Annotated in this window: 23 protein-coding genes; 6 read left to right on the top strand and 17 right to left on the bottom strand. The window is 59.5% G+C overall.

Annotated features, from left to right (window positions below):
• Positions 1-40: 40 nt before the first annotated feature.
• The 3 genes from lipB (at position 41) to ACIOTN_RS02870 (ending at position 2,664) form a co-directional block, all read left to right on the top strand.
• A complete protein-coding gene (lipB, locus tag ACIOTN_RS02880; RefSeq protein ID WP_286134117.1) occupies positions 41-715 on the top strand; it encodes a lipoyl(octanoyl) transferase LipB in 675 nt (224 codons plus the stop codon).
• 34 nt (positions 716-749) lie between these two features.
• Entirely contained in the window at positions 750-1,748 is a 999-nt protein-coding gene (gene lipA, locus ACIOTN_RS02875) for a lipoyl synthase (protein ID WP_105656778.1), read from the top strand.
• 166 nt (positions 1,749-1,914) lie between these two features.
• Positions 1,915-2,664 carry a DUF4191 domain-containing protein gene (locus tag ACIOTN_RS02870; protein ID WP_105656779.1) on the top strand — a complete coding sequence of 250 codons (750 nt, stop codon included), beginning with the start codon at positions 1,915-1,917 and terminating at the stop codon, positions 2,662-2,664.
• A 70-nt stretch (positions 2,665-2,734) separates the two neighbouring features.
• Here the strand turns inward: ACIOTN_RS02870 and ACIOTN_RS02865 are convergent, their stop codons facing one another.
• A complete protein-coding gene (locus ACIOTN_RS02865; protein WP_332503055.1) occupies positions 2,735-3,097 on the bottom strand; it encodes an RDD family protein in 363 nt (120 codons plus the stop codon).
• Positions 3,098-3,446: 349 nt separating this feature from the next.
• Between ACIOTN_RS02865 and glnA (ACIOTN_RS02860) the strand changes: the two genes are divergently transcribed.
• On the top strand, positions 3,447-4,871 hold the full coding sequence (gene glnA / locus ACIOTN_RS02860; RefSeq protein ID WP_105656780.1) for a type I glutamate--ammonia ligase: 1,425 nt from the start codon (positions 3,447-3,449) through the stop codon (positions 4,869-4,871).
• 162 nt (positions 4,872-5,033) lie between these two features.
• Here the strand turns inward: glnA (ACIOTN_RS02860) and ACIOTN_RS02855 are convergent, their stop codons facing one another.
• From ACIOTN_RS02855 to glnA (ACIOTN_RS02840), 4 genes are all read right to left on the bottom strand, one after another.
• Positions 5,034-5,504 (bottom strand): nucleoside deaminase, encoded by a 471-nt coding sequence (locus ACIOTN_RS02855; RefSeq protein WP_105656781.1) that lies wholly within the window; start codon positions 5,502-5,504, stop codon positions 5,034-5,036.
• 105 nt (positions 5,505-5,609) lie between these two features.
• Complete coding sequence (locus ACIOTN_RS02850; RefSeq protein ID WP_105661476.1) at positions 5,610-6,092, bottom strand: DUF1990 family protein; 483 nt, start codon at positions 6,090-6,092, stop codon at positions 5,610-5,612.
• A gap of 8 nt (positions 6,093-6,100) precedes the next feature.
• Complete coding sequence (locus ACIOTN_RS02845) at positions 6,101-9,127, bottom strand: bifunctional [glutamine synthetase] adenylyltransferase/[glutamine synthetase]-adenylyl-L-tyrosine phosphorylase (RefSeq protein ID WP_105661477.1); 3,027 nt, start codon at positions 9,125-9,127, stop codon at positions 6,101-6,103.
• A 52-nt stretch (positions 9,128-9,179) separates the two neighbouring features.
• Complete coding sequence (gene glnA / locus ACIOTN_RS02840) at positions 9,180-10,520, bottom strand: type I glutamate--ammonia ligase (protein WP_105656784.1); 1,341 nt, start codon at positions 10,518-10,520, stop codon at positions 9,180-9,182.
• Between the two features lie 136 nt (positions 10,521-10,656).
• Between glnA (ACIOTN_RS02840) and panB the strand changes: the two genes are divergently transcribed.
• Positions 10,657-11,493: a 3-methyl-2-oxobutanoate hydroxymethyltransferase gene (gene panB, locus ACIOTN_RS02835; protein ID WP_105661478.1), complete on the top strand. Its 837-nt coding sequence runs from the start codon at positions 10,657-10,659 to the stop codon at positions 11,491-11,493.
• A gap of 110 nt (positions 11,494-11,603) precedes the next feature.
• On the opposite strand, the gene ACIOTN_RS02830 is transcribed toward panB, so the two are convergent.
• Positions 11,604-11,798: a hypothetical protein gene (locus ACIOTN_RS02830; protein ID WP_105656786.1), complete on the bottom strand. Its 195-nt coding sequence runs from the start codon at positions 11,796-11,798 to the stop codon at positions 11,604-11,606.
• Positions 11,799-11,931: 133 nt separating this feature from the next.
• Here ACIOTN_RS02830 and map point away from each other — a divergent pair, with 133 nt between their 5' ends.
• Complete coding sequence (gene map / locus ACIOTN_RS02825) at positions 11,932-12,807, top strand: type I methionyl aminopeptidase (RefSeq protein WP_105656787.1); 876 nt, start codon at positions 11,932-11,934, stop codon at positions 12,805-12,807.
• An 82-nt stretch (positions 12,808-12,889) separates the two neighbouring features.
• Here the strand turns inward: map and nrdR are convergent, their stop codons facing one another.
• The 11 genes from nrdR to ACIOTN_RS02770 all read right to left on the bottom strand — a co-directional run bounded on the left by nrdR (position 12,890) and on the right by ACIOTN_RS02770 (position 25,056).
• Positions 12,890-13,378 carry a transcriptional regulator NrdR gene (gene nrdR / locus ACIOTN_RS02820; protein WP_105656788.1) on the bottom strand — a complete coding sequence of 163 codons (489 nt, stop codon included), beginning with the start codon at positions 13,376-13,378 and terminating at the stop codon, positions 12,890-12,892.
• Between the two features lie 84 nt (positions 13,379-13,462).
• Positions 13,463-14,815, bottom strand: coding sequence for a histidinol dehydrogenase (hisD, locus tag ACIOTN_RS02815; protein WP_105656789.1), 1,353 nt, complete (start codon positions 14,813-14,815; stop codon positions 13,463-13,465).
• A 77-nt stretch (positions 14,816-14,892) separates the two neighbouring features.
• Entirely contained in the window at positions 14,893-18,456 is a 3,564-nt protein-coding gene (gene dnaE / locus ACIOTN_RS02810; RefSeq protein WP_402734770.1) for a DNA polymerase III subunit alpha, read from the bottom strand.
• Positions 18,457-18,562: 106 nt separating this feature from the next.
• Positions 18,563-19,507: an RluA family pseudouridine synthase gene (locus ACIOTN_RS02805; RefSeq protein ID WP_105661480.1), complete on the bottom strand. Its 945-nt coding sequence runs from the start codon at positions 19,505-19,507 to the stop codon at positions 18,563-18,565.
• Complete coding sequence (lspA, locus tag ACIOTN_RS02800) at positions 19,504-20,085, bottom strand: signal peptidase II (RefSeq protein WP_105661481.1); 582 nt, start codon at positions 20,083-20,085, stop codon at positions 19,504-19,506. Before lspA ends, ACIOTN_RS02805 begins: the two co-directional genes overlap by 4 nt.
• Positions 20,086-20,182: 97 nt before the next feature.
• Positions 20,183-20,932 (bottom strand): DivIVA domain-containing protein, encoded by a 750-nt coding sequence (locus tag ACIOTN_RS02795; protein ID WP_105656793.1) that lies wholly within the window; start codon positions 20,930-20,932, stop codon positions 20,183-20,185.
• 230 nt (positions 20,933-21,162) lie between these two features.
• Positions 21,163-21,459, bottom strand: a complete 297-nt coding sequence (locus ACIOTN_RS02790; protein WP_402734769.1) for a YggT family protein — start codon at positions 21,457-21,459, stop codon at positions 21,163-21,165.
• 23 nt (positions 21,460-21,482) lie between these two features.
• On the bottom strand, positions 21,483-22,034 hold the full coding sequence (locus tag ACIOTN_RS02785; protein WP_105656795.1) for a cell division protein SepF: 552 nt from the start codon (positions 22,032-22,034) through the stop codon (positions 21,483-21,485).
• Positions 22,035-22,159: 125 nt separating this feature from the next.
• On the bottom strand, positions 22,160-22,882 hold the full coding sequence (locus ACIOTN_RS02780) for a polyphenol oxidase family protein (RefSeq protein WP_105661482.1): 723 nt from the start codon (positions 22,880-22,882) through the stop codon (positions 22,160-22,162).
• Between the two features lie 20 nt (positions 22,883-22,902).
• Positions 22,903-24,102: a cell division protein FtsZ gene (gene ftsZ, locus ACIOTN_RS02775; protein ID WP_105656797.1), complete on the bottom strand. Its 1,200-nt coding sequence runs from the start codon at positions 24,100-24,102 to the stop codon at positions 22,903-22,905.
• A gap of 219 nt (positions 24,103-24,321) precedes the next feature.
• Positions 24,322-25,056 (bottom strand): cell division protein FtsQ/DivIB, encoded by a 735-nt coding sequence (locus ACIOTN_RS02770; protein WP_105656798.1) that lies wholly within the window; start codon positions 25,054-25,056, stop codon positions 24,322-24,324.
• Positions 25,057-25,066 lie beyond the last annotated feature (10 nt).

Raw genomic sequence — 25,066 nt, 5'->3', positions numbered from 1 at the left:
ATATCCACAGATGGGTTCGACGGCTCTGAATTAGCGACCGATCGTTCAAGAGCGTAGGCTAGCCGTCATGGCGATCGAATTCGAACGAGTCGGACTAGGCTCAAAATTTGTGCCCTACATGGAAGCTTGGGATTACCAAATCCAACTGCATGATGCGGTAGCCGCGGACACGCAAACCCCAAAAGTCCTGTTCCTGGAGCACGAAGCGGTTTACACCGCAGGCAAGCGAACTGAACCTGAAGATCTCCCGATGGACGGGACCCCCGTGGTGGATGTGGATCGCGGTGGAAAGTTGACCTGGCATGGCCCGGGACAGCTCATTGGCTACCCCATCGTCAAGCTACGCAAGATCAGCGCAATCCGACTTTACGTGGAGACCTTGGAAGAAGCCCTGATTAACGTGGTCAGCGAGCTAGGCATTCCGACGGCCCAGATCAAGGGCCGCTCCGGGGTCTGGGTACCGGGCAAAGATGGCGCTCAGGACCGCAAAATCGCAGCAATTGGAATCCGCATCAACCACGGTGTCACCATGCACGGTTTCGCATTGAACTGCTCTAACGCGCTTTCCGCCTACGAACAGATCATCCCCTGCGGCATCTCCGATGCAGGTGTCACCACCATTTCCGAAGAACTCGGCCGTACCGTCACCCCCGAAGACGTCGTTGACCGCGTACAAACCGAAATAGAGCGTCTGCTCACCCCTCAAGTCGTCTAGACAGTCACGCCCTCACCAAAGAAAGAGCTGTTTAATGAGCGTCGAACCAGAAGGCCGCCGTATGCTGCGCGTAGAAAAGCGCAACGCTGCCGTACCTGTGGAGCGTAAGCCAGAATGGATCAAGGCCAAGTTGAGCATTGGCCCTGAATACGTTGGCCTGAAAAATCTCGTACAGAGCGAAGGCTTGCATACGGTCTGCGAAGAAGCAGGCTGCCCGAACATCTTCGAGTGCTGGGAAGACCGCGAGGCTTCCTTCCTGATCGGCGGTTCAGAGTGCACCCGCCGTTGCGACTTCTGCCAGATCGCCACCGGCAAGCCCTTGGCAATTGACCGCTCAGAGCCATTCAAGGTCGCCATGAGCGTGAAGAAGATGGATCTGCGCTACGCCACCGTAACCGGCGTCGCCCGTGATGACCTCGAAGACGAGGGCACCTGGCTGTATGCCGAGACTGTGCGGCAGATCCACAAGATGAATCCAAGCACCGGCGTAGAGCTGCTGATCCCCGATTTCAGCGGCAAGCCGGAGAACCTGGATACCATCTGCGATTCGGAGCCAGAAGTCTACGCCCACAACGTAGAGACTGTGCCTCGCCTGTTCAAGCGCATCCGCCCGGCTTTCCGTTACGAGCGTTCCATGGATGTGATCACCCATGGCCGCAAGCGTGGCTTGATCACCAAGTCCAACCTGATTCTGGGTATGGGCGAAACTCGAGAAGAAATTTCCGAGGCCATGCGTGATCTCCATGAGGCAGGCTGCGATCTGCTGACTTTGACCCAGTACCTGCGCCCAACCGACCTGCATCTGCCAGTCGACCGCTGGGTCACCCCGCAGGAGTTCCTGGAGCTTCAGCAAGAAGCCGAAGAACTCGGCTTTGCCGGAGTCATGGCGGGGCCACTGGTCCGTTCTTCCTACCGCGCTGGCCGCCTGTGGGCCGGCGCCATGCGCAAGAAGGGCCGCGAAATCCCAGAGGCATTGGCACATATCGAGTCCTCGGGCAACACGCGCCAGGAAGCAGCTTCGCTGATCAAGTAGCTCGGTCCAGTGGACCCCACGGCTAAGGCCCCGGAACTCCTGATGGAATCCATCGAGGGTTCCGGGGCTTTCCCACTGCCCGTCCATGGGCAATTCAGCTGAAAATGCCGTGTTGGATCCGGCTCGGCTTAGAACTATCAACTTCATCGCGTAGAATTAAGGCACTATGGCCAAAAACTCCGACAACGACGCAGCCGCGCCTAAGCGTGGCTTGTTTTCGCGTAAACCAAAAGCTGAGAAGAAGAACAAAGAACCGGGCCGCCTGAAGCAAATTGGCCAGGTCTTCCAGATGACTCGCCGCAATGACCCGATGGTCGTGTGGTGGATGGCATTGGCAGCCTTGGCCGTCATTGCTGTCTGCTTGGTCATCGGCTTCTTGATCAAAAACTGGATCACGATGTTGATCATCGCAATCCCGCTGGCGCTCCTTGCTGCAATGTTCGTGATGTCCCGCCGCGCAGAGAAAGCTGCGTTCTCGCAGCTTGAGGGCCGCCCCGGCGCTGCCGGCGCCGCCATGAGTGTGCTGCGTCGCGGCTGGATCCTGAAGCAGGAACCAGTTGCCTACAACCGCCACCAGGATCTGGTGTTCCTCGGTATCGGTCGCCCGGGCATCGTCCTGGTCACTGAGGGACCAAAGAGCCGGGTTCGTGAGCTTGCCTCTTCCGAGCGCAAGCGCATCGCCCGCGTTCTGCCGAACGTTCCCGTGCACATCATCAACGCTGGTTCCGAAGAAGGCCAGACTCCGTTGGCTGAAGTCGGCAAGGCAATGAAGAAGCTTCCAAAGTCGATTACGAAGCTGGAAGTCAGCGCAATCGACAAGCGCTTGAGCACTTTGACCGCGAATCGTCTGCCTATCCCCAAGGGCGTAGACCCGAACCGCGTCCGTCCAAACCGCCGCGCTACGCGCGGACGCTAAAGACAACTACTAAAGAAGCCGCAACTGGAATTTCTAGTTGCGGCTTCTTTCTTGCTGTCCGGATCTATTGCTAGGAGATATTCACCAGGATGGTCTTGGGCAAACGATCATGCAGTCCACGCTGGTCCTTGTCGGTGACGAAGGCCGGAATAGCCAGGCAAAGCAGCAAGGAACGAATCAGGCCTTGGAACGGCTTGATTGCGGTTCCATCCAGCGACTGCACCTGCATTCCAAAGGTACGGTGCCCGATCGTGTGCCCGGTGAACCCGACACCGATGATCTGCCCGGCGCAGAACAGGCTCAATGTTGCCAGATCGTGGCTGTCAAACAGCCACCAGCTCAGCAGCATCGAGAGCCCCCAGTCCAAGAGCAGTGCACCGACCCGTCGCGGGAATCTGGCAATGGAGCCGGGGCCCTTCTCGGGGCGCCCCATATCCTGCCCGGGCCATTGTTGCGTATTATGCTGCGGCGGCCCTTCAAGCCACGAGCTGAAGTCTTTTCTTTCCACCAATACAGTCTATCCAGCGATTCTGTGCGCCAGTTAGAACGCGATAACCAGGTAGCAAGTATCCAAGTCAGATTGTTACAGCAGGCAATCAGCGCAGATCAGCGCGATACGACACGCCCGGATTCTCCGCTTGTAACAGGTTGGAAACAATAGAGACACCATTCAGAAATGGATTATAGGTAAGCTTGATACGTAAGCAAGAGGACCAGCCGGATCATTCCGGCTACCGGTTCCGTTTACCAAACCTTATATCTCACCAGGGAGTCACCTGCACATGTTTACCAGTCCAGAAGAAGTCTTGGCATATATTGCCGAAGAGGACATCAAGTTCGTCGATATCCGTTTCACCGACCTACCAGGTGTACAGCAGCACTTCAACGTGCCTGCCAAGTCCGTGGATGCCGACTTCTTCGTCAACGGCCAGCTCTTCGATGGTTCTTCCATCCGCGGCTTCGCCGGCATCTCTGATTCCGACATGCAGCTGATCCCGGACGTCACCACCGGCTTCATCGATCCCTTCCGCCTGGAAAAGACCCTGGCCTTCAACTTCTCGATCATCAACCCACGCACCGGTGAGCCGTACCACCGCGACCCACGTGGCGTTGCGGAACGTGCCGAGGCATACCTGGAATCGACCGGTATCGCTGACACCGCGTTCTTCGCCCCAGAAGCAGAATTCTTCATCTTCGAAGACGTTCGCTACGAATCCAAGCCACAGGGCGCGTTCTACTCGATCGATTCCGACGAGGCACCTTGGAACACCGGCCGCAAGGAAGAAGGCGGCAACCAGGGTTACAAGACCCCGTACAAGGGCGGCTACTTCCCAGTTGCACCGACTGACAAGCAGGCTGACCTGCGCGACGCGATCTGCGTCGAGTTGGACAAGGCTGGCCTTGAGGTTGAACGCAGCCACCACGAGGTGGGCGCTGCCGGCCAGGCAGAAATCAACTACAAGTTCAACACCATGGTTCACTCCGCTGATGAACTGATGCTCTTCAAGTACATCGTGAAGAACGTCGCTGACGCGTGGGGCAAGTCCGCAACCTTCATGCCAAAGCCAGTCTTCGGCGACAACGGCTCGGGCATGCACGTGCACCAGTCGCTGTGGGCCAACGGCGAACCGCTGTTCTACGATGAAAAGGGCTACGCTGGCCTGTCCGATACCGCACGCTGGTACATCGGCGGCCTGCTGAAGCACGCAGACGCCGTGCTCGCGTTCACCAACCCAACCGTGAACTCCTACCGCCGCCTGGTCAAGGGCTACGAAGCTCCAGTGAACATGGTTTACTCGCAGGGCAACCGCTCTGCCGGTATCCGTATCCCGATCACCGGTTCGAACCCTAAGGCGAAGCGCATCGAGTTCCGCGCTCCGGATGCTTCCTCGAACCCATACCTGGCGTTCGCAGCCCAGCTGATGGCTGGCCTGGACGGCATCAAGAACCGCATTGAACCTGCAGAGCCAATCGACAAGGACCTCTACGAGCTTCCTGCCGAAGAGGCCAAGGAAATCCAGCGCGCACCTGAAAGCCTCGAAGAGGCGCTCAAGGCCCTGGAAGCTGATCACGAGTTCCTGCTCGAAGGCGGCGTCTTCACCGAGGACCTGATCCAGACTTGGGTCGAGTACAAGCGTGAAAACGAAATCAAGCCATTGAGCCTGCGCCCGAACCCATACGAGTTCGAGCTCTACTACGGTTGCTAATCAGCTGACGGGGCATCGCCCCGTGTAGTTTGCAGAGGAGTCTGCACAAAGCGCAAGAACTATGTTCTGGCACTTGTGCGGACTCCTCTGTTTAAGCATCAGTGCGGGCCCGCACATGGGCGGCCATCGCGCTCAGGGCAAGTGCCGCCCCGATAACAAGTACTAGTATTCCTGCTTGTCGCTCTTTGCTTCCCAAAGCTCAAATGCCCTGAGCGCACCGGAATCTTCAACCTTGGTAAACGGAATTTTCCGCTCGCTCATGGGAAGCTCAAGCTCCTTGTAAATGAAATCATCATCGAAGCCGATCTTCGCGGCTTCGTCGCGCGTATTCGCGTAGTAGACATGCTCGAAGCGGGACCAATAGATGGCACCCAGGCACATGGGACATGGCTCGCAGCTGGTGTAGAGCTCGCATTGCGACAGATCGAAGGTTCCCAGTGCTTGTCCCGCTGCGCGGATGGCATTGATTTCGGCGTGCGCCGTTGGATCCTGGCTACCCACCACCGAGTTGTAGCCAGCGGAAACGACTTTTCCGTCAAGGACTACCACCGCGCCAAATGGTCCGCTGTCATTGGATTCCAGGGCCAGCAAGGACTGATCAATGGCAGCCTGCAGCATCTTTGGGTCCAGCATTTTCGAAGCTCCCCTGCACTCATTATTCGCGTAGAGATTACAATCCCCACCCTAGTCCCCCGCATCCTGTTCCGGCGGGAAGCGCAGGAAATTGCCGGTTGCGGACTAAGGTTTCAGCGCACGAAGGTAACGCTGACGTGTCACCCACTGCGCCAGGAGCAGCGCCTTGAAGACTCGACGCCAAGCAGGCACATCAGAAGGTGCCGTGACCGACCTGATCAGCAGGAAAACTTGCTCGTCCGCGCGTTCAAGAATGAAAGCTTCCACACCCTGAACCGGATGCCCCGGCAGCGTCCGGTAGGAAAACCCTACCCAATCACTTTCCGCAACGACGTCAACGACCTCCACAGGTTCATGGATGCGCAACGGTCCGACACCGATGGTGATCAAGGGTTGCTGGCCCACGGCGACCGGCAACTGCGGCTGAAGCCTGAACCCGCTGCGTGTCTTGACTTCCCAACGGAGCAAGGCAGCGCACGCAACGTTCCACAGGGCTACTCCCCTACCTAGCAGCACGCGGCGTTGCCACGGCCTGGATGAAGCAGCCAGCGGGCTCCAGGTACGTTCCAGCAGCGTTTCAACGGCCACCGCGGTTCCTAGTTCTCAAAGCCGTAGAACAGCAGTTCAAAGATGCCACGCGCGTGCCGGGTTGCACGCAAGTAGTCCTCTTCGAGTTCCACGCCAAAGTGCGGCTCATAGCCGCACCACCGAGCCACGGCTTCCATATCGCGCGCCGAACTCGGCAAGACATCGCTGGAACGTCCGGACGTGATGATTTCAGCACTGCGAATCTGCGTAGCCAGCCGCCAAGCAATCGCCAGCAGTTCGCTATCGTCTTGCGCAATGAGCTCCAATTTCGCCAGCTCTTCCAACGCCTGGAGCGTCGAGGTGGTGCGCAGGGATTCGTGCTTCCAGGCGTATTGCAACTGGTAGAACTGCACCAGCCATTCAATGTCCGAGAGCGAGCCTCGTCCCAGTTTCAGGTGGCGGTTGGGGTCGGCACCTCGCGGGAGCCGTTCGGATTCAACGCGGGCCTTGATCTTGCGGATATCCCGGATCTCCGACTCGTCCAGTCCCTTGCCGTAGCGCACCGGCCTAATCAATTCCATGAAATCTTCAGCCAACTGGTCATCGCCGGCAAACGGGCGTGCACGCTGCAACGCCTGGCGTTCCCAGATTTCCACCCATCGCTGGTAATAGGTGGCGTAGGCGTCGAGAGAACGGACCAGCATTCCCTGGCGGCCCTCGGGGCGCAGATCCGAGTCCACTTTCAATTTCACTTCAGCTGGAATGGCCGGTTTCAACGGTTTGGCGGTCCACGACACCAGGTCGGTAACTACCCGAAGCGCTTGTTCTTGAGCAGCTTGGGCCGTGGCGCCAGGAACCGGGCGCTGCACGAACAGGACGTCCGCATCAGAGCCGTAACCGATTTCCCGACCGCCTTGGCGGCCCATGGCAATGACCGAGACGACAGCATGTTCCCCGTGCTTGGCCTGGTCAGCAGCCAAGAGGACCTTCAGCACCCCGTCAACCATGGCGGCGTCGATGTTAGAGAGTGCTACGCCAACTTCGTCAACGGTCAGCAGGCCAGCGCCGTCGGCAAGCGCGACACGCAAGAACTCGCGGCGGCGCACCATGCGGATCATGCGGATGGCAGCTTCTGGCTGCTTCGTGCGATGGATGATCGAGGTGTTCTGCTGCAGCAGGTTCTCGAATGTCTGCGGCGTCAAGGACGCGTCGGAGCCCAGCCAAGCGGCCGCCGCCGGCTCATTGGCCAGCAGGTCGGTCAGGAAGCGCGTATTGGAGAGCAAGTGGCTCAGCCGTTCGGCGGCAGCGTTGGTATCGCGCAGCATGCCGAGGAACCAATGGGACTTGCCCAGCGCTTCGCTGAGCCGGCGGAAGCCCAGCAATCCAGCATCCGGGTCAACCCCGCGGGCAAACCAGTCCAGGAGTACCGGCAGCAATTGCCGTTGCAATGACGCACTGCGTGAAACCCCACCGGTCAGGGCTTCAATGTGCCGCATCGCCGCCTTCGGGTCGAGATAGCCCAGGGCGCGCAGGCGGGCTTGCGCCGATTCGGCGGTGAGCTTGACATCATCGGCCGAGAGGTTGGAACTACTGACCAGGAGCGGACGGTAGAAAATACGCTCGTGCAGCGAACGCACCATGCGCTTGGTTTCATTCCAGCGGCGCATCAGCTTCTCCGGGCTGCTGAGCTGCAGGTCTCCGGCACCACGGATCGATCGTGCAAGCACGCGCTGGGCGCTTTCTGCCCGGGGCATCAAGTGGGTACGGCGCAATTGGCTGAGCTGTATCCGGTGCTCCAGCAAGCGCAGGAAACGGTATGAGTCATCGAAATTCGTCGCATCATCACGGCCGATGTAGCCGATATCGCTCATCGCTTGGATGGCCAGGGTGGTGGTTGGCACCTGGATGGCGGGGTCGACTCGACCATGGACGAGTTGGAGCAGCTGGACGGTGAATTCGACATCGCGCAGCCCACCGGGGCCCAGCTTGATTTGCCACGCAACATCTTGCATGTCGATGTTGTCGCTGACGCGTCGGCGCATGGCCTGGACGGATTCAACGAAGCCCTCACGCTCGGAACTGGACCAAACCATTGGCGAAACCATCCGCTCATAAGAGCGTCCCAGTTCCTTGTCGCCGGCAATCGCGCGGGCCTTGAGCAGGGCTTGGAATTCCCATGAATGGGCCCACCGGCGGTAATACGCTTCATGGGATGAGAGCGTACGGGTCAAGGCCCCGTCCTTGCCCTCGGGGCGAAGATTCGCATCCACTTCCCAGAGCATCGGCTCAGGGCCAGGGACCATCAGTGCACGTGCCGTGTTCCCGCAGATCACCGTCGCGATCGCGGCGGCCAGGTCGTCATCGATTCCCGGCGTGGAATCGTGGACGTAAATGACATCGACGTCCGAAATATAGTTCAGTTCACGTGCACCGCACTTGCCCATGCCAATGATGGTGATCTTAACCCGATCAACGTCGCCAGCATCATATTGTTCGGCGGCTTCGGCCCGGGCAATGGCCAATGCCCCCTCCAACGCGGCACCAGCCATGTCGGCCAGTTCGGCGGCGACCAGGGGCAGAATGCGCTGCGGCTGGGTGGAACCCAAGTCCCGGTGGGCCAGCGAGAGCAAGGCCTTGCGGTAGGCGGTGCGCAAGCGCTGTCGCGCTTCAGCACCGGTATGGGAAGAGACCCAGTGCCCGCCGTCTGATTGCTTGGCCTCGATCGATGCCAGCAAGTCCTCGACCAGCTGTTCCGCGGGCACGGGGACGAATTCACCGGGTGGGGCGTGGCGGACGATCTCCAGCGCCTCGGGACAACGCATGAGGAACTCCCCGAGCGCAGAAGAGCTGCCCAGAAGCCTGACGAGCCCTTGGCAGCTATCGGGCTCCAGGAAGATATCGATGACTTCCGGGTGCCGATCTACCAACCGCAGGGCCAGCAGCAGTGCCTGGTCCGGATCTGGCGCATGCGCCATCTTGCTCACGATCAGGCTGGGATCAATCCGGGACAGTTCCTCGGCCTGAAGGAATTTCTTGGCCCTTTCGATGTCGCTGAAGCCAGCGTTGAGCAATGCTCGCGAGGGTACTTCCGGCATGGTGTCTCGTGTTCTCCCGCATTTCGCCGCGCAGCTTCACGCGGCGAAGTCTCTAGAGGATTCCCAAATACTTGTTCAGTTCGTAGGGGGTAATGACCTGGCGGTACTCTTCCCATTCGGTGCGCTTGTTCGACAGGAACGAGTTGAATACCTGCTCGCCGAGGATCTCGGCCATCAGTTCCGACTCTTCCATGGCGCGCAATGCGTCGTGCAGGCTGCCAGGCAGCGGAACGTGGCCCGAGGCGCGGCGTTCTGCCGTGGACAGGCTCCAGACATCATCCTCGGTTGGCTCTTCCAGCTCGTAGCCTTCGCGGATGCCTTTCAGCCCAGCGCCCAGCAATACTGCGTAGGCCAGGTACGGATTAGCTGCCGAGTCGATACCGCGGTATTCCACGCGGGCGGACTGTCCCTTGCCTGGCTTGTACAGCGGCACGCGGACCAGTGCCGAGCGGTTGTTGTGCCCCCACGAACGGTGGCTCGGCGCCTCCCCTCCACCCCACAACCGCTTGTACGAGTTCACGTACTGGTTGGTGATGGCGGTCATTTCCGGCGCATGGTGCAAGATGCCGGCGATGAAGGACCGGGCCACATCGGAGAGCTGGTATTCGCGGCCAGCTTCGAAGAACGCGTTAGCGTCACCTTCGAACAAGGAGAAGTGGGTATGCATGCCGCTGCCCGGATGGTCGGCAAATGGCTTGGGCATGAAGGTTGCATGGATGCCTTTCTGCATCGCCATCTCCTTGATGACGGTACGGAAGGTCATGATGTTATCGGCGGTCTGCAAGGCATCTGCGTAGCGCAGATCGATTTCGTTCTGGCCTGGACCTGTTTCGTGGTGGGAGAACTCCACCGAAATGCCCAGCGCTTCCAGCGTGGTCACGGAAGCACGGCGGAAGTCCTGCCCCACGCCATCTGGCACGTGGTCGAAGTAGCCACCGTTGTCGATCGGCTGGGGACGGCCATTGGCATCCAGTTGATCGTTCTCCAGCAAATAGAATTCGATCTCCGGGTGGGTATAGCAAGTGAAACCCATATTCGATGCTTCGGCCAGCTGGCGCTTGAGCACCTGGCGCGGATCTGCATTGGACGGCTGGCCCTCAGGGGTCAGGATGTCGCAGAACATGCGGGAGGTCGGTTCGACTTCGCCGCGCCACGGCAGGATCTGGAAGGTGGCAGGATCTGGCTGAAGCAACATGTCAGACTCGGAGATCCGGGACAGTCCATCAATGGAGGAACCATCGAATCCCAGACCTTCTTCGAAAGCATCTTCAACTTCAGCAGGAGCCAACGCCACCGACTTGAGCGAACCAACGACGTCAGTAAACCACATTCGCACAAATCGAACGTCGCGTTCTTCAATGGTGCGCAGTACAAATTCCTGCTGACGATCCATTTTCCACCACCTTTGGGATTCTGATATCCGGCGCTGATCACAACCGGTAAGAAAATTGACCTGTGGCAACACTATATCGGTTCAGAACCGTCCCAACGATCAGCATCGCCCTGTGCAAGTGCGATAAAGTCGATTCATGCCACAACCATACCTAGGGAACCCTGAAAAAGGCCCGTCCCGTATCCGACTTCATCATTTGCAGCAGGCCAAGGACAATGGCGAAAAATTCGCGATGTTAACTGCTTATGACGTAATGATGGCAGAGATTTTCGATTCGGCCGGGATCGAGATGCTGCTGGTTGGCGACTCCGCTGCCAATACCGTACTCGGCTACGAGTCCACGTTGCCCATTACCCTCGACGAAATGATCATGTTCACCAAAGCTGTCGCCAACGGGGCCAAACGCGCCATGGTCGTTGCCGACCTCCCGTTTGGCAGCTACGAGCAGTCCCCTGCTCAGGCCGTTGCCACTGCGGTGCGCCTGATGAAGGAGGGCCATGCCCACGCGGTCAAGATGGAGGGCACCGCGCAATACGCCGAGCATGTCCGCGCCATGGTCCTTGCCGGAGTTCCCGTTATCGGGCACATCGGATTCACTCCGCAGTCCGAGCATGCATTGGGCGGGTACCGTGTGCAGGGCCGTGGCGACGCTGTAGAGCAGATGAAGCACGACGCTGTGCAATTGCAGGATGCAGGCGCCTTCTGCATCCTGATGGAAATGGTGCCAAGCCCGGTCGCTGCCAAAATCGATGCCGCGCTGCAGGTGCCGACCATCGGCATCGGCGCTGGCAATTCCACCACCGGACAGGTCCTGGTTTGGCAGGACATGCTGGGTCTTGGCGGGGGCCGCACCCCGCGCTTCGTGAAGAAGTACGCTGATCTGCGTGAGGTTGTCGGCAACGCGGTGCGCGAGTACCACCAGGACGTGGTTTCCGGCACCTTCCCCTCGGCAGAGTACGAGTTCAAGGAATAGAAGCCGGCTCACGCCATATCGCAAAGCGGTGCGCTGCCTCGATGTCATCCATCGTGGCAGCGCACCGCTTTGCCATTCGCCGCACCGGCCTAGCTCGGTGCCCTTGACTTCTACTCGTCGTCTTCCTCTGCGTCGTCCCACGCCTCATTGCGTGCCTGGACCTTCGCCATTGCCGCTTCGGCTTCAGCAACCGTGTCATATGGGCCAAGCAACTGCGACCAATCAGACTGCGGGCCATTCTCCACGGTCTTGGTCGAGACGTTGTACCAGTACTGCCCCTCGCCCGGGGTGCCAACTGAGCTCATGGAAAACTCCTCTATTCTCGATTCTTGCTGCTTCTTCCACGGTATCCCAACCGGCGGAAAATAGGTGCAACACCACCTGTTCTATCGGCTATCTCCTAGCGAAGCGGCAGATACGTGAAGCTAGAATAAAAGCATGGCTATTGCTTCAACTGCACCCCTTGGAAATCTCACCGCCGGCACGGTCTCCCCGGAACTTCCGGTACCGAAACACATTGAACGCCCCGAATACGTTGGCAAGAAGGAACCTGCCAGCAACACGGCTTCGGAAATCAAAAGCCCAGAAGTCATCGAACGCATTCGCATAGCTTCAAGGATTGCCGCTCAGGCACTGCAGGAAGTTGGCAAGGCTTGCCAGCCGGGAGCCACCACCGACCAGCTCGATCGGCTTGGCCACGAATTCCTCATGGATCACAACGCCTACCCGTCAACCTTGGGCTACCGCGGATTCCCCAAGTCGCTGTGCTCCTCGTTGAACGAGGTCATCTGCCACGGCATCCCGGACACCACCGTGTTGCAAGATGGCGACATCATCAATATCGATATCACCGCCTTCATCGGTGGCGTTCACGGAGATAACAACGCCACCTTCCTGGTCGGTGACGTGGATGAAGAATCGCGCCTGCTGGTCGAGCGCACCGAAAACTCGCTGAAGCGCGCCATCAAGGCCGTGATGCCAGGGCGTGAGATCAATGTGATCGGCCGAAGCATTGAAACCTACGCCAAGCGGTTCGGCTACGGCGTGGTCCGCGACTTCACCGGCCACGGCGTCGGCGAGGCCTTCCATTCCGGCTTGATCATCCCGCATTACGATGCGGCGCCGGCCTACAACACTCCCATCGAGCCGGGCATGGTTTTCACCATCGAGCCGATGCTCACCTTGGGCACCGTCGAATGGGACATGTGGGAAGACGACTGGACCGTGACCACCAAGGACAAGAAGCGCACCGCGCAGTTCGAGCACACCCTGCTGGTCACCGACGATGGCGCGGAAATTCTCACCCTGCCATAGCCGCTGCGACGCCTACGCCAAACGCCAGTGCCCGCGACCTCGAAAGGTCTGGGGCACTGGCGTTTGCTCTACGCGAAAACTGCTAGTCGGCCGAGAGCGGACGCTGGTTTCCCTGCGGAACCTTGCCACGGCGATCGCGCAGCCGGGCAATGGCGGTCTCGAAATCAGTCAGCGACTGGAAGTTGTGGTAGACACTGGCAAAGCGCAAGTAAGCGACCTCGTCGAGGCGCGACAATGGCTCCAAGATGGCCAGGCCCACCTGGTGGGCCGGGATTTCAGCAGCCCCGGAGGTCCGGACTGCCTCTTCGACTTCCTGGGCCAGGACGGCAAGGTCGTGATCGGTGACCGGGCGGCCCTGGCAGGCCTTGCGAACACCGTTAATGACCTTGTTGCGCGAGAACGGTTCTACGGCACCGGACTGCTTGAGCACGTTGAGGCTGGCAGTTTCGGTGGTGGTGAAACGGCGCGAACAAGCCGTGCACTGGCGTCGGCGGCGGATCGAGACGCCGTCGTCGGCAACTCGACTATCGACCACTCGGGAATCCGCATTGCGGCAATACGGGCAGTTCACGGCACCTCCATCTGTAGCCTAAGAAGCATTCTCGGTTCACCCATGGTGGCAAGAATCAACTCATGTCACCTAACAGTTTAGCGTCTATTGCGCGTTTCGCACCGCGACCGCGTCTCCATGGGCTGGCAGGTCCTCGGCATTGGCAAGATTAATCACGTGAGCGGCCACTTCGCCCAGCGCGGCCTTGTCGTAGTTGATCACCTGGATGGCTTTCAAGAAGGTATTCACGTTCAGCCCCGAGGCGTGCAGCGCGGTGCCACTAGTCGGCAGCACGTGGTTGGATCCTGCGCAGTAGTCGCCCAGCGAAACCGGGGCATAGGCGCCGACAAACACGGCGCCAGCAGCGGTGATGCGGGCCGCGGTGGATTCCGCCTCGGCCACCATGATTTCCAGGTGCTCGGCGGCGTAGGCGTTGCACACCTCGATCCCCTGCTCCAGGTCCTTGACCAAGATGACGGCCGATTGGGATCCTGACAGTGCCTCTGTCACACGGGCGGAGTGCTTGGTGGCGGCAACCTGCACCATGAGTTCCTTGCGCACGCCAGCAGCTAGTTCAGGTGAATCGGTAATCAGCACGGCCGCGGCGTTGGCATCGTGTTCTGCCTGCGAAATCATATCGGCAGCGACGAAGCCCGGGTTAGCTCCCTTGTCGGCAAGAATCGCGATTTCCGTAGGACCAGCTTCAGCGTCAATGCCTACCACGCCCTTGACCAAGCGCTTGGCGGTTGCCACGAACACGTTGCCTGGACCGGAGATCACGTCAACCGGTTCGATCCCGCCACGCTCATCGTTCGGCATGTCCACCCCGTAGGCGAACGCGGCAACAGCCTGGGCACCGCCCATGGCGTGCACCTCGTCGATGCCCAGCAGCTTGGCGGCAGCCAAGATGGTGGGGTGCGGCAGTCCGGCGAATTCCTTCTGCGGCGGGCTGGCCAGGGCTAGCGAGCTGACGCCGGCTGCCTGGGCAGGTACGGCGTTCATGATGACCGAGGACGGGTAGACGGCCAGGCCACCTGGCACGTACAGGCCGACGCGGCGCACCGGGACCCAGCGCTGGGTGACAGTTGCCCCGGTAGCGTAGCGGACTTCGGCGTCGTCCGGGCGCTGGGCCTTGGCGAATACGCGGGCGCGGTCAATGGATTCTTCCAGCGCCAGGCGAACCTGCGGGTCCAGTTCTTCCAGGGCGCGGTCCAGCTCATGCTGCGGCACACGGGTATGCTCCAGCTCAACGTGGTCAAAGCGCTGGGCCAGGTCCTTGAGTGTTTCCATGCCATGGGCGCGGACATCATCGATGATCTGCTGCACGGTTTCGGCTGCGGTCTGGGAGTTCATCTCCGGGCGCGGCAGCTTGGCTTTCAGCTGTGCGTAGCCCAGGGATTCGTTGCGCCAATCAAGGGTGGCGAGTGCTGAGAATTCGGTTTCTGGAATAGTGCTCACCTACCTAGTTTAACGCCGATGACCGGGGAAGGTTCATTAGTTACCTTCCCCGGTCATCCAAGCCGTGATCCGTTTCCCTATACGTCCAGGCAGTGAGGGCCCAGCAGCACCTTCAAATCGCCGAACAGGGCAGGATTGGGGTTCACCCTGAAGTTCATGCCCAGGCGCAGCAGCGAGGTGCCGCGGCTGCCGGTGAGCTTCACCCGCACCTCGGTGTTGCCGCTGTGGGTGCGCAGCACATCGCCCAGCTTCTGCACCAGGGTCTCGGTGGCCTTGTGTGTCGGAATGCCGATGACTACCGGTCCCCCGTTGGCATCCTCGGAAATTTCCGGGATCATCATTTCCTGCGCGTTCAGGGTGATGGAGCCGTCATCGCGGCGCTGCACGCGCCCCTTGATGACCACGATCAGGTCATCGGCCAGGATCTCGGCGATCGGCTGGTAGGCCTGGCCGAAGAACATGACCTCCATCGAACCGGAGAGGTCTTCGATCTCGCAGCGCGCATACGGGTTGCCGCTCTTCTTGGCGATGCGCCGCTGCAGACCGGAAATCATGCCGGCGATGGAAATGATGTGGCCATCCTGCGGGCCGTCATCCGAGAGCACGTGCGTGACCGGCATGTCAGCGTACTGGTCCAGGGCCGAGCCCAGTCCCTGCAGCGGGTGGTCGGAAACGTACAGGCCGAGCATGTCGCGCTCGTAGGCCAGTTTTTCCTTTTTGTCCCAATCGGGCATGTCGGGGATCGCCACGTGCATCGACTCCGAGGACTCATCCGCGCCCAGGGCGCTGAACAGGTCGAACTGGTTGGCCGCCTCGTTGCGCTTGACCTGGATCACCGAATCCACGGCTTCTTCGTGGATGGCCACCAGCGCCCGGCGTGGATGCTTCATGGAGTCGAAGGCACCGGCCTTGATCAGCGATTCAATGGTTCGCTTGTTGCAGACCACGGCCGGGACCTTGCCCAGGAAATCGTTGAAGTCGTTGTAGTTGCCCTTCTCCGTGCGGGCCTCGACCATGCCGGCCACCGCATTGGTGCCGACGTTGCGGATGGCGCCCATGCCGAAGCGGATATCCTTGCCCACTGGGGTGAAGTTCAACGCCGATTCGTTGACATCCGGCGGCAGCACGGTGATGCCGATGTGGCGGCATTCGTTCAGGTACAGTGCCAGCTTGTCCTTGTCATCGCCCACCGAGGTCAGCAGCGCGGCCATGTATTCGGCCGGGTAGTGCGCCTTGAGGTAGGCGGTCCAGTAGGAGACCACGCCGTACGCGGCCGAGTGGGCCTTGTTGAACGCGTAGTCGGAGAATGGCAGCAAGATGTCCCACAGGGTCTGCACGGCGGCGTCCGAGTAGCCGTTGTCGTTCATGCCCTGCTTGAAGCCGGCGAACTGCTTATCCAGTTCCGACTTCTTCTTCTTGCCCATGGCACGGCGCAAGATATCGGCCTGGCCCAGCGAGTAGCCGGCCAGCTTCTGCGCAATAGCCATAACCTGCTCCTGATACACGATCAGGCCGTAGGTGCCGCCGAGGATCTCTGCCAGCGGTTCAGCGAGCTCCGGGTGGATTGGGGTGACTTCCTGCAACCCGGTCTTGCGCAGGGCGTAGTTGGTGTGGGAGTTGGCGCCCATCGGGCCCGGACGGTACAGCGCGATCACTGCGGAGATGTCTTCGAAGTTATCGGGGCGCATCATCTTCAGCAGCGAGCGCATGGGACCGCCATCGAGCTGGAACACGCCCAGGGTGTCGCCGCGGGCCAGCAGGTTGTAGGCCTCGGGGTCCTCGATACTCAGGGTCTCGAGGTCGATTTTGATGCCGGTGTTGTACTCGATGTTCTCCAGGGCATCGGAAATGATGGTGAGGTTGCGCAACCCCAGGAAGTCCATCTTGATCAGCCCCAGGCCTTCACAGGTCGGGTAGTCGAACTGGGTAATGACCTGTCCATCCTGGATGCGCCGCATGATGGGGATGACGTCGATGATCGGGTCCGAGCTCATGATCACGCCGGCGGCGTGCACGCCCCACTGGCGCTTCAGGCCTTCCAGGCCCTTGGCCGTCTCGAAGACGCGGGCCGCCTCCGGGTCATTGGCCACCAGGTTGCGGAAGTCCCCCGCCTCCGAATAGCGCTTGGATTGCGGGTTCTCGATGTCGTTCAGCGGGATGTCCTTGGCCATCACCGCCGGCGGCAGCGCCTTGGTCAGGGTCTCGCCCATGCTGAACGGGTAGCCGAGCACGCGCGATGAGTCCTTCAGCGCCTGCTTGGTCTTGATTGAACCGTAGGTCACGATCATCGATACGCGCTCATCACCGTACTTCTCGGTCACGTACTTGATGACCTCGGAACGGCGGCGATCATCGAAGTCGACATCGAAGTCGGGCATGGAAACACGTTCCGGGTTCAGGAAACGCTCGAAGATCAGGCCGTGCACCAGCGGATCGAGGTCCGTGATCCGCATGGCGTAGGCGACCATGGAGCCTGCACCCGAACCACGCCCCGGGCCAACACGGATGCCGTGGTCCTTGGACCAGTTGATGAAGTCGGCCACGACCAGGAAGTATCCCGGGAAGCCCATCTTGATGATGACGTCCAGCTCGTAGTCTGCCTGCTTGCGCGAAGCTTCTGGGATGCCGTTCGGGTAGCGGTAGTGCAGTCCCTTGTCGACTTCCTTGATCAGCCAGCTGGTTTCGTCCTCCCCCGGCGGGCAAGGGAATTTCGGCATGTAGTTGGCGTTCGTGTCGAAGGAGACCTCGACCCGGTCGGCGATCGCCAGGGTGTTGTCGCAGGCTTCAGGAAATTCCTTGAACAAATCGCGCATTTCGCGCGCCGATTTCAGGTAGTAGCCGGTGCCGGAAAAAGCGAAGCGGCTGCCGCCCTGGTCATAGGTGGGCTCGTCGAGCGTGGAGCCGGAGTTGATGGCCAGCAGCGCCTCGTGGGCCTTGGCATCGGATTCATGGGTGTAGTGCAGGTCGTTGGTAGCCACCAGCGGAATGCCCAGTTCCTTGGCCAGGCGCAGCAGGTCCTTGGTGATGCGGCGTTCGATCTCCAGACCGTGGTCCATGATCTCGCAGAAGTAGTTTTCCTTGCCGAATAAATCCTGCAGTTCAGCCGCGGCCGCCTTCGCCGCATCGTACTGGCCCAGGCGAAGCTTGGTCTGGACTTCACCCGAAGGGCAGCCGGTCGTGGCAATGAGGCCTTCGTGGTGCTCGTTGAGCAGCTCGCGGTCCCAGCGCGGGTATTTGCCGAACACGGAGTCCAGCGAGGCGCGGGACGAACCCTTGAAAAGGTTGTCCATGCCCTTGTTGTTGTACGAGAGCAGGGTCATGTGGTTGTACAGGCCGCCACCGGAAACGTCATCGCCCTTTTGCGATTCGTCGGTACGCCATTTCACGCGGGTCTTGTCGTCGCGCGCGGTGCCCGGGGTGACATAGGCTTCTACGCCGATGATCGGCTTAACGCCAGCTCCGGTGGCTTGGCGCCAGAAATCGAAGGCACCGAACAGGTAGCCATGGTCGGTAATCGCCATGGCTTCCATGCCCTGCCGGTTAGCTTCGGCGAAGAGTTCGCCTAGGCGCGCCGCACCGTCCAGCATGGAGTATTCGGTGTGGGTATGAAGATGGACAAATCCGTCACGTGTAGCACTCACCCAACCAGTCTAGCGATCAAACCCGGACTTGGGCCCACCCCGGCGCGGTGCTGTGGCTAGCACGACACAAGGTGCTGCCGGCCAGTGGCCAACAGCACCTTGGAACTCAGTATCCGCCTTCGCGCAGCAGCTCGACGGCGCCTGCCAGATCCGCAGGATATTCGCTTTCGTATTCCATCCACTGGCCGGAGACCGGATGGGAGAATCCAAGACGTTTTGCATGCAGCCACTGCCGGGTCAGGCCCAGAGCGGCACCCAGCTTGGGATCCGCTCCGTAGGTCTGGTCTCCGGCACAAGGGTGCCCGAAGGCTGAGAAGTGGACGCGGATCTGGTGGGTGCGCCCGGTTTCCAGTTGCACCTCGACCAGCGAGGCGCGGCCGAAGGCCTCGATCACCTTGTAGTGGGTGACCGAGTCCCGCCCGCCATCCAGGACAGCGAACTTCCAGTCGTGGCCCGGGTGGCGCCCGATCGGCGCCTCGATGGTGCCTTCCAGCGGGTCAGGCAGGCCCTGCACCACCGCATGGTAGATCTTCTTGGGGGTGCGTTCCTTGAAGGCGCGCTTCAGTTCGGTGTAGGCGCGTTCGGTTTTCGCCACGACCATCAGGCCGCTGGTGCCCACGTCCAAGCGGTGCACTATGCCTTGGCGTTCGGCGGCACCGGAAGTGGTGATGTTGTAGCCCTCGGCCATGAGTGCGCCGACAACTGTCGGGCCCACCCACCCCGGGGATGGATGGGCTGCGACACCCACGGGCTTGTCGATGACCACATAGTCATCGTCGTCCGCGATAATCTTCAGCTCTTCCACTTTCTCAACCTTAATTTCTAATGGGTCTGCCTGCGGCGGGATGGTGACTACCAGCTGGTCCCCCGCCTTGATCTTCAGAGATTTGGCAATGGTTCGTCCGTTGACCTGGATCTGCGAATCCTTGCAAAGGCTCGAAGCCAAGGTGCGCGGGATCTGCAGGGACCGGGAGATATAGGCGTCAAGGCGTGCGCCGGCATCGGCTGGGTCAACCAGCAGTTCGTGAATGGTGGTTTCGTTCGAGATCATGCGTTTGGTTCTGCTTCCTCCTTGTTGGACTTGTCTTTCTTTGGAGGATCGCCAATGCTGCCATCGAGGTTGCGCCCGCGGATGAGCATGTACGCCACCGCGATCATGGAACAGACGATGAAGGAGTCGGCGACGTTGAAGATAGCGAAGTGGGTGACGGAAAACATGTCTACCACATGGCCGAATCCGAAGCCCGGTTCACGGAACAGCCGGTCCACGACATTGCCCAGGACACCGCCGAGCAGGCAGCCCAGGGCTATGGCCCAGCTTCTGGACAGCACCTTGCGGAAAAACAGGTAAATGACGTAGACCGCGACTGCCGATTGCAGGATCGCGAAGACTATGGTGAAGTCTTCGCCGATGGAGAAGGCGGCACCAGGGTTCAGGATGTAGTGGATGTTGAAGAATCCGGGAATCACTTCAATCGATTGGCCAAGCCGCATGTTCTGTTCAACGGCAATTTTGACGGTTTGGTCCAGTACCAGCGCGATCAGAGCGATCACGAGGCCAAGGCCAACGTATTTCTTCGCCTTCGCGCCCGCGTTTCCGGATTGAACTGCGTCCACAGTGGTACCCATTATTTCCTCTTAAACGTCAACGGTGGTGATCGGAATGTATCCGTTCACCACCGTTGATCTTACTTGATAGCTAGATCAAGTTATGAACTGTCAGCGACTAGCTGGTCTTGCCTGCCGCACCAGCATCGATCGAACCCTGGGACTCAAGGTCACGCAGCTGTCCTTCGATGTAGGTCTTCAGGCGAGCACGGTAATCGCGTTCGAAGCCACGCAACTGCTCGAGCTTGCGCTCCAGAACCGACTTCTGCTGCTCCAAGGCCGACAAGGTCTTGCGGCTCTTCTCTTCAGCGGTGGTGACCAAGGTGTTAGCTTCGGTCTTCGCTTCGGAGATGATCTTGTCGCGCTGCTCGACACCGGCAGCGACGTACTCGTCGTGCAGACGCTGAGCCATGGACAGCACGTTGGCTGCCGACTCTGCGGATTCGGAGCGAGGAGTTGCAGCTGGCGCTGCTGCTGCGGCCGGAGCTGCAGGTGCCTTCTCAGCGGCAGCTGGCTTAGCTTCTGCCTTCTTTTCCTCAGCTGGCTTGGCAGCTGGGGTTTCTGCCTTCGCTGGCTCTGCAGGCTTAGCTTCTGCCTTCTTCTCTTCAGCTGGCTTAGCAGCTGGAGCAGCAGGAGTAACTGGAGCGGCCGAAACAGGTGCAGGAACAGCCTGCTCCTTCGATACCGAACCCGCATCTTCGCCAAGTTCGGCAAGGCGGCTGCGCAGAGCCTCGTTCTCACCGGTTAGGCGACGCAGCTCCACAACGATTTCGTCGAGGAAGTCATCTACCTCGTCTTGGTCGTAGCCTTCACGGAACTTGGTCGGCTGAAACCGCTTATTGACTACGTCTTCTGGCGTCAGAGCCATTGGGTCACCTCAATACTGGGATCATTTCCGCACGACCATTGTCTTGCCTTGCGAAACACTTACCGTTTTTGTCAGTGTCGCGACCGGTGAAGTCGGAGCACCATTTCCTAAAGGATATAACGATTTGGACAATTATTACGAAATCGAGCTTACGCGCGAGTCTCTTATTCTTTGAATCTACAGCTTTTGACTGCTCAGGACAATCCCCGTGAAGCACGGAAATGCCCTAATCAGATCCCTGTCCTGAGACCCAGGTTGGCTACCACCGCTTTAAGAATGATTACGACGATGAACAACACAAGAAAGGACAGGTCAAGACGGATTCCGCCGAGATCCAGGGGTTTGATCCTCCGGCGCAACCAGCGCAGCGGAGGATCGGTAATCGACACGATTGCACTTGCGACAATCAATGCGATGCCTTTGGGTCGCCAGTGGCGAGCAAAGCTTTCCGTTACATCCAACACAATTCTCATTAAGAGCAGAATCTGGAGGATGGCTAAGGCGAGATAGATGATCCCGAACACCATTTTGTGCTTGTGCTCCTGGTGTCTTAGCTCTGATTAAAGAAGGTTGCTTGCGCTTCGGACTGCTTGCGATCTTCACCGAGGACCTCAACGGTCGCTGGTGAGAGCAAGAAGACCTTGTTCGTGACTCGCTCAATGGAGCCGTGCAGGGCGAAAACAAGACCGGCCGAGAAGTCGACGAGGCGCTTGGCATCGGTTTCACCCATGTCGGTGACATTCATAATCACCGGGATGCCGTCACGGAAGTTCTCACCGATGATCTTGGCATCGTTATAAGAACGAGGGTGGACGGTAGTAATCTGACGCAATTCGGAATCCTCATCCCGTACTGAAGGGGCACGCTTAATAGGGGTGACCGGAGCACGGTATTCCGTCTCTGGTTCTCTAGCTTGTGTTTGCGGCGCAGCCTGCCTTGCAACAGGCTGTGGGCGTGGGGCTTCGGCAGGTCGCTTTGGAGCTGTGTCCTCAACTACCCGAACCTGGGTTTTGGGCTCAGCGTGTTGTGTCTGGGTCTCTTCCTGCTCGACGGCGTCCGCCAAGCCGAGATATACCATTGCCTTACGCAGTCCGTCAGCCACGATGTTTCTCCTCGTTTATCCCATGCATGCAACCCCATTGCACGCTTCCGCTACTTCGACGCTACCGCACAAAATAATGCAGGCATCGTTCATTCGATCAATTCTTGGCGGTGTGTCGCGCACGCCTACGCGGCGGTCCAGATGAGTCCGGCAAGTCGTCCTGCACGGCTTGAACGCCGGTAGGAATAGTAACTTTCGTCTTCCAAGGTGCAGACACCGGATTGCCGCACGTCCACCCCGAGGCCGCGCAGTTCTTGTTCGGCTGAGGCCGGAAGGTCCAGCCCATGGGTCCCCCAGCGAGTCGTGGTGCGAATCCCGGTGCGCAACTCTTCGGATTCCTGGGCCATGCTTTCTGGAACTTCATAGCATCGGCCGCAGATCGAAGGGCCGATCACGGCTTCCACTGTGTCGGCACCATGAGCCTTCAGGCCCTCGACCGTTTTTGCCAGGATCCCGTCGAGCAGCCCGCGCCGGCCGGCGTGGGTTGCGGCACTCAGGGTTTGCCCATCGCGCGTGTTTCTTCCGACAAAGAGCACCGGAAGGCAGTCGGCGACCATCACTGCCAGGGGCTGGGTGCCAGTTGGGTCCAGCAATCCATCGCAGGTTGGCGCTGCCGGCTCTAGCCACGAGGTGCGCCGCACCGGCGTGACCTCATATACATCGGCGGAGTGCACCTGGTTCATGAAGTTAAGCGAGAAGCGTCGAACCCCGATCAAGTCCTCCAATTTGGCTCGATTCTCCGCCACAAGGCGGGGATCGTCATTCACGTGCAGGGCGAGGTTTCCCTCAGCCTGCGATGTGAATGCCAGTTGGATGCTCGGATCGAGGTTCGACGCGAAATGTAGCACTGCTCAGCTTCTTGCTGTTTTTACTTCAGGAAGTCCGGGACATCCAGGTCGTCGTTCGAACCATTCAGGTCCGAGTCGACAACATCTGGAAGGTCCTGGAAGGAGCTAGCCTGCTCTGCGGCAGCTGGCTTCTCATGAGCAACCTGGGCTGGCTTCGCAGCTTCGGTTGCAGCAGGTGCTGGTGTTTCTGGAATGCTCGCTGGCACTTGCTCAGCCGGGCGCGCGGAGACAGCTGGCTTTGCTGCGACCGGTGCCATTGGCTTGCTGGTGACATCTGGCTCGTCGAAGCCGGCTGCAATCACGGTGACACGTGCTTCGTCGCCCAAGGCGTCGTCAATGACGGCACCGAAGATGATGTTGGCTTCCGGGTGGGCAACTTCCTGCACGAGGCGTGCAGCTTCGTTGATTTCGAACAAGCCGAGGTCGGAGCCGCCCTGGATGGAGAGCAGGACGCCGTGGGCGCCATCGATAGAAGCTTCGAGCAGTGGCGAGGCAATAGCCAGCTCCGCTGCCTTCACTGCACGGTCTTCGCCCCGCGCCGAACCGATGCCCATCAATGCCGAGCCTGCGCCCTGCATAACGGACTTCACGTCGGCGAAGTCGAGGTTGATCAGGCCCGAGGTAGTGATCAGGTCGGTAATGCCCTGCACGCCGGAGAGCAGAACCTGGTCTGCCTGGCGGAATGCATCGAGCACCGATACGTTGCGATCCGAGATCGACAGCAGTCGATCGTTCGGGATCACAATGAGGGTATCCACTTCGTCGCGCAGGGCTTCGATGCCCGACTCGGCGGAGTTAGCGCGGCGGCGACCCTCGAAGGTGAATGGACGGGTGACCACGCCGATGGTCAGCGCGCCAAGCGAGCGGGCAATGCGGGCCACGACCGGCGCGCCGCCGGTACCAGTACCGCCGCCTTCGCCAGCGGTCACGAAGACCATGTCCGCGCCGCGCAGGACGTCTTCGATTTCTTCTACATGATCTTCCGCTGCCTGGCGTCCCACATCAGGGTTGGCGCCAGCGCCCAGGCCACGAGTCAGTTCGCGTCCTACGTCGAGTTTGACGTCGGCATCACTCATAAGCAGAGCCTGGGCATCGGTGTTAATGGCGATGAACTCTACGCCCTTGAGACCGACTTCGATCATTCGATTGACTGCGTTTACACCGCCACCGCCGATTCCGACGACTTTAATGACCGCGAGGTAATTCTGTGGAGCTGCCACGTCCCGCTTCCCTTGTTAGATGTGCTACATATTTCACGACTCCAGCTAAAGACCTTCACCTTTAGCCTTAAGGTTAAGATTCTGTCAAGCTGTCGTTATTAGAAACGCTATGAGTCGTGTGGTCTTTCTGCAACGACCGCCTAGGCGTGTCGCTTATTCAAAACTATCTTTCCAGAATTTCTTGGCTTATTGGTCTTCCCGCGCCCAGAGCACCGCGACTTAATAGACCACGGGATTTTCTGGGTTGGTGACGTCGATGGTCGTCTTGGCCGCGTGCTTTTTCTCAAGCTCTTTCAAGAAGATCGTCGCCACTTCATTTTTCAGGGCCGCTTTCTTGGCGTCTCCCCAAATCAAAGTGCGGTTCTTCGGCAACGCCAGTTCGGCGAACCCTGCCTTGGACAAGGATGCCGTTGAGACTTCCTTGAGCACTTTCTTGTCAACGGTGCTCAAGATTCCGGTCAGCAGCTTGAACTGCTCCGGATCAGCAGTGACGTCGGTGGCCTTGATCTTGGGCAACTGGTCCTTGTCATTCTTGCCGACGGTGCGAAGCTTCTTGCCGGTCTCGGAGACCAGGTACTGCTTCTTGCCCTCCAGCAAGATGGCCACCGGCACAGCTTCGATTACCTCAACGACCAAGGTGTTGGGCATCTGGGCCTTGACCACGATTTCGTCGATGGCCGGCTGCTCGCCGATCAGCTCCTGGACCCTCGATTCAGAGATCCGCGGCAGCGGAACGCCCTTCAATGGTTCCAGGGACTTCCCCAGCTTCTCGGAATTGACCAGCTTGGTGCCGGTTACTTCGATCTTCTTGGCAGCGATCACCGGTGAGAAGCTCAAGATCAAAACCGCAGCGAGGCTGAGCACGACGATGCATGCCGTGAGAATAATCAGGATCTTGCGCCGTTTTTTCTCCGGGCTCTCCGGAAGTTCTACGACTTTTGCTGCTTCACCCATGGATCACCTT

This window comes from Glutamicibacter sp. NPDC087661 (genome assembly GCF_044743275.1).
Lineage (GTDB): Bacteria > Actinomycetota > Actinomycetes > Actinomycetales > Micrococcaceae > Glutamicibacter.
Note: the sequence above shows the minus strand (reverse complement) of the source record. Positions and strands in the feature narration are given on the sequence as shown.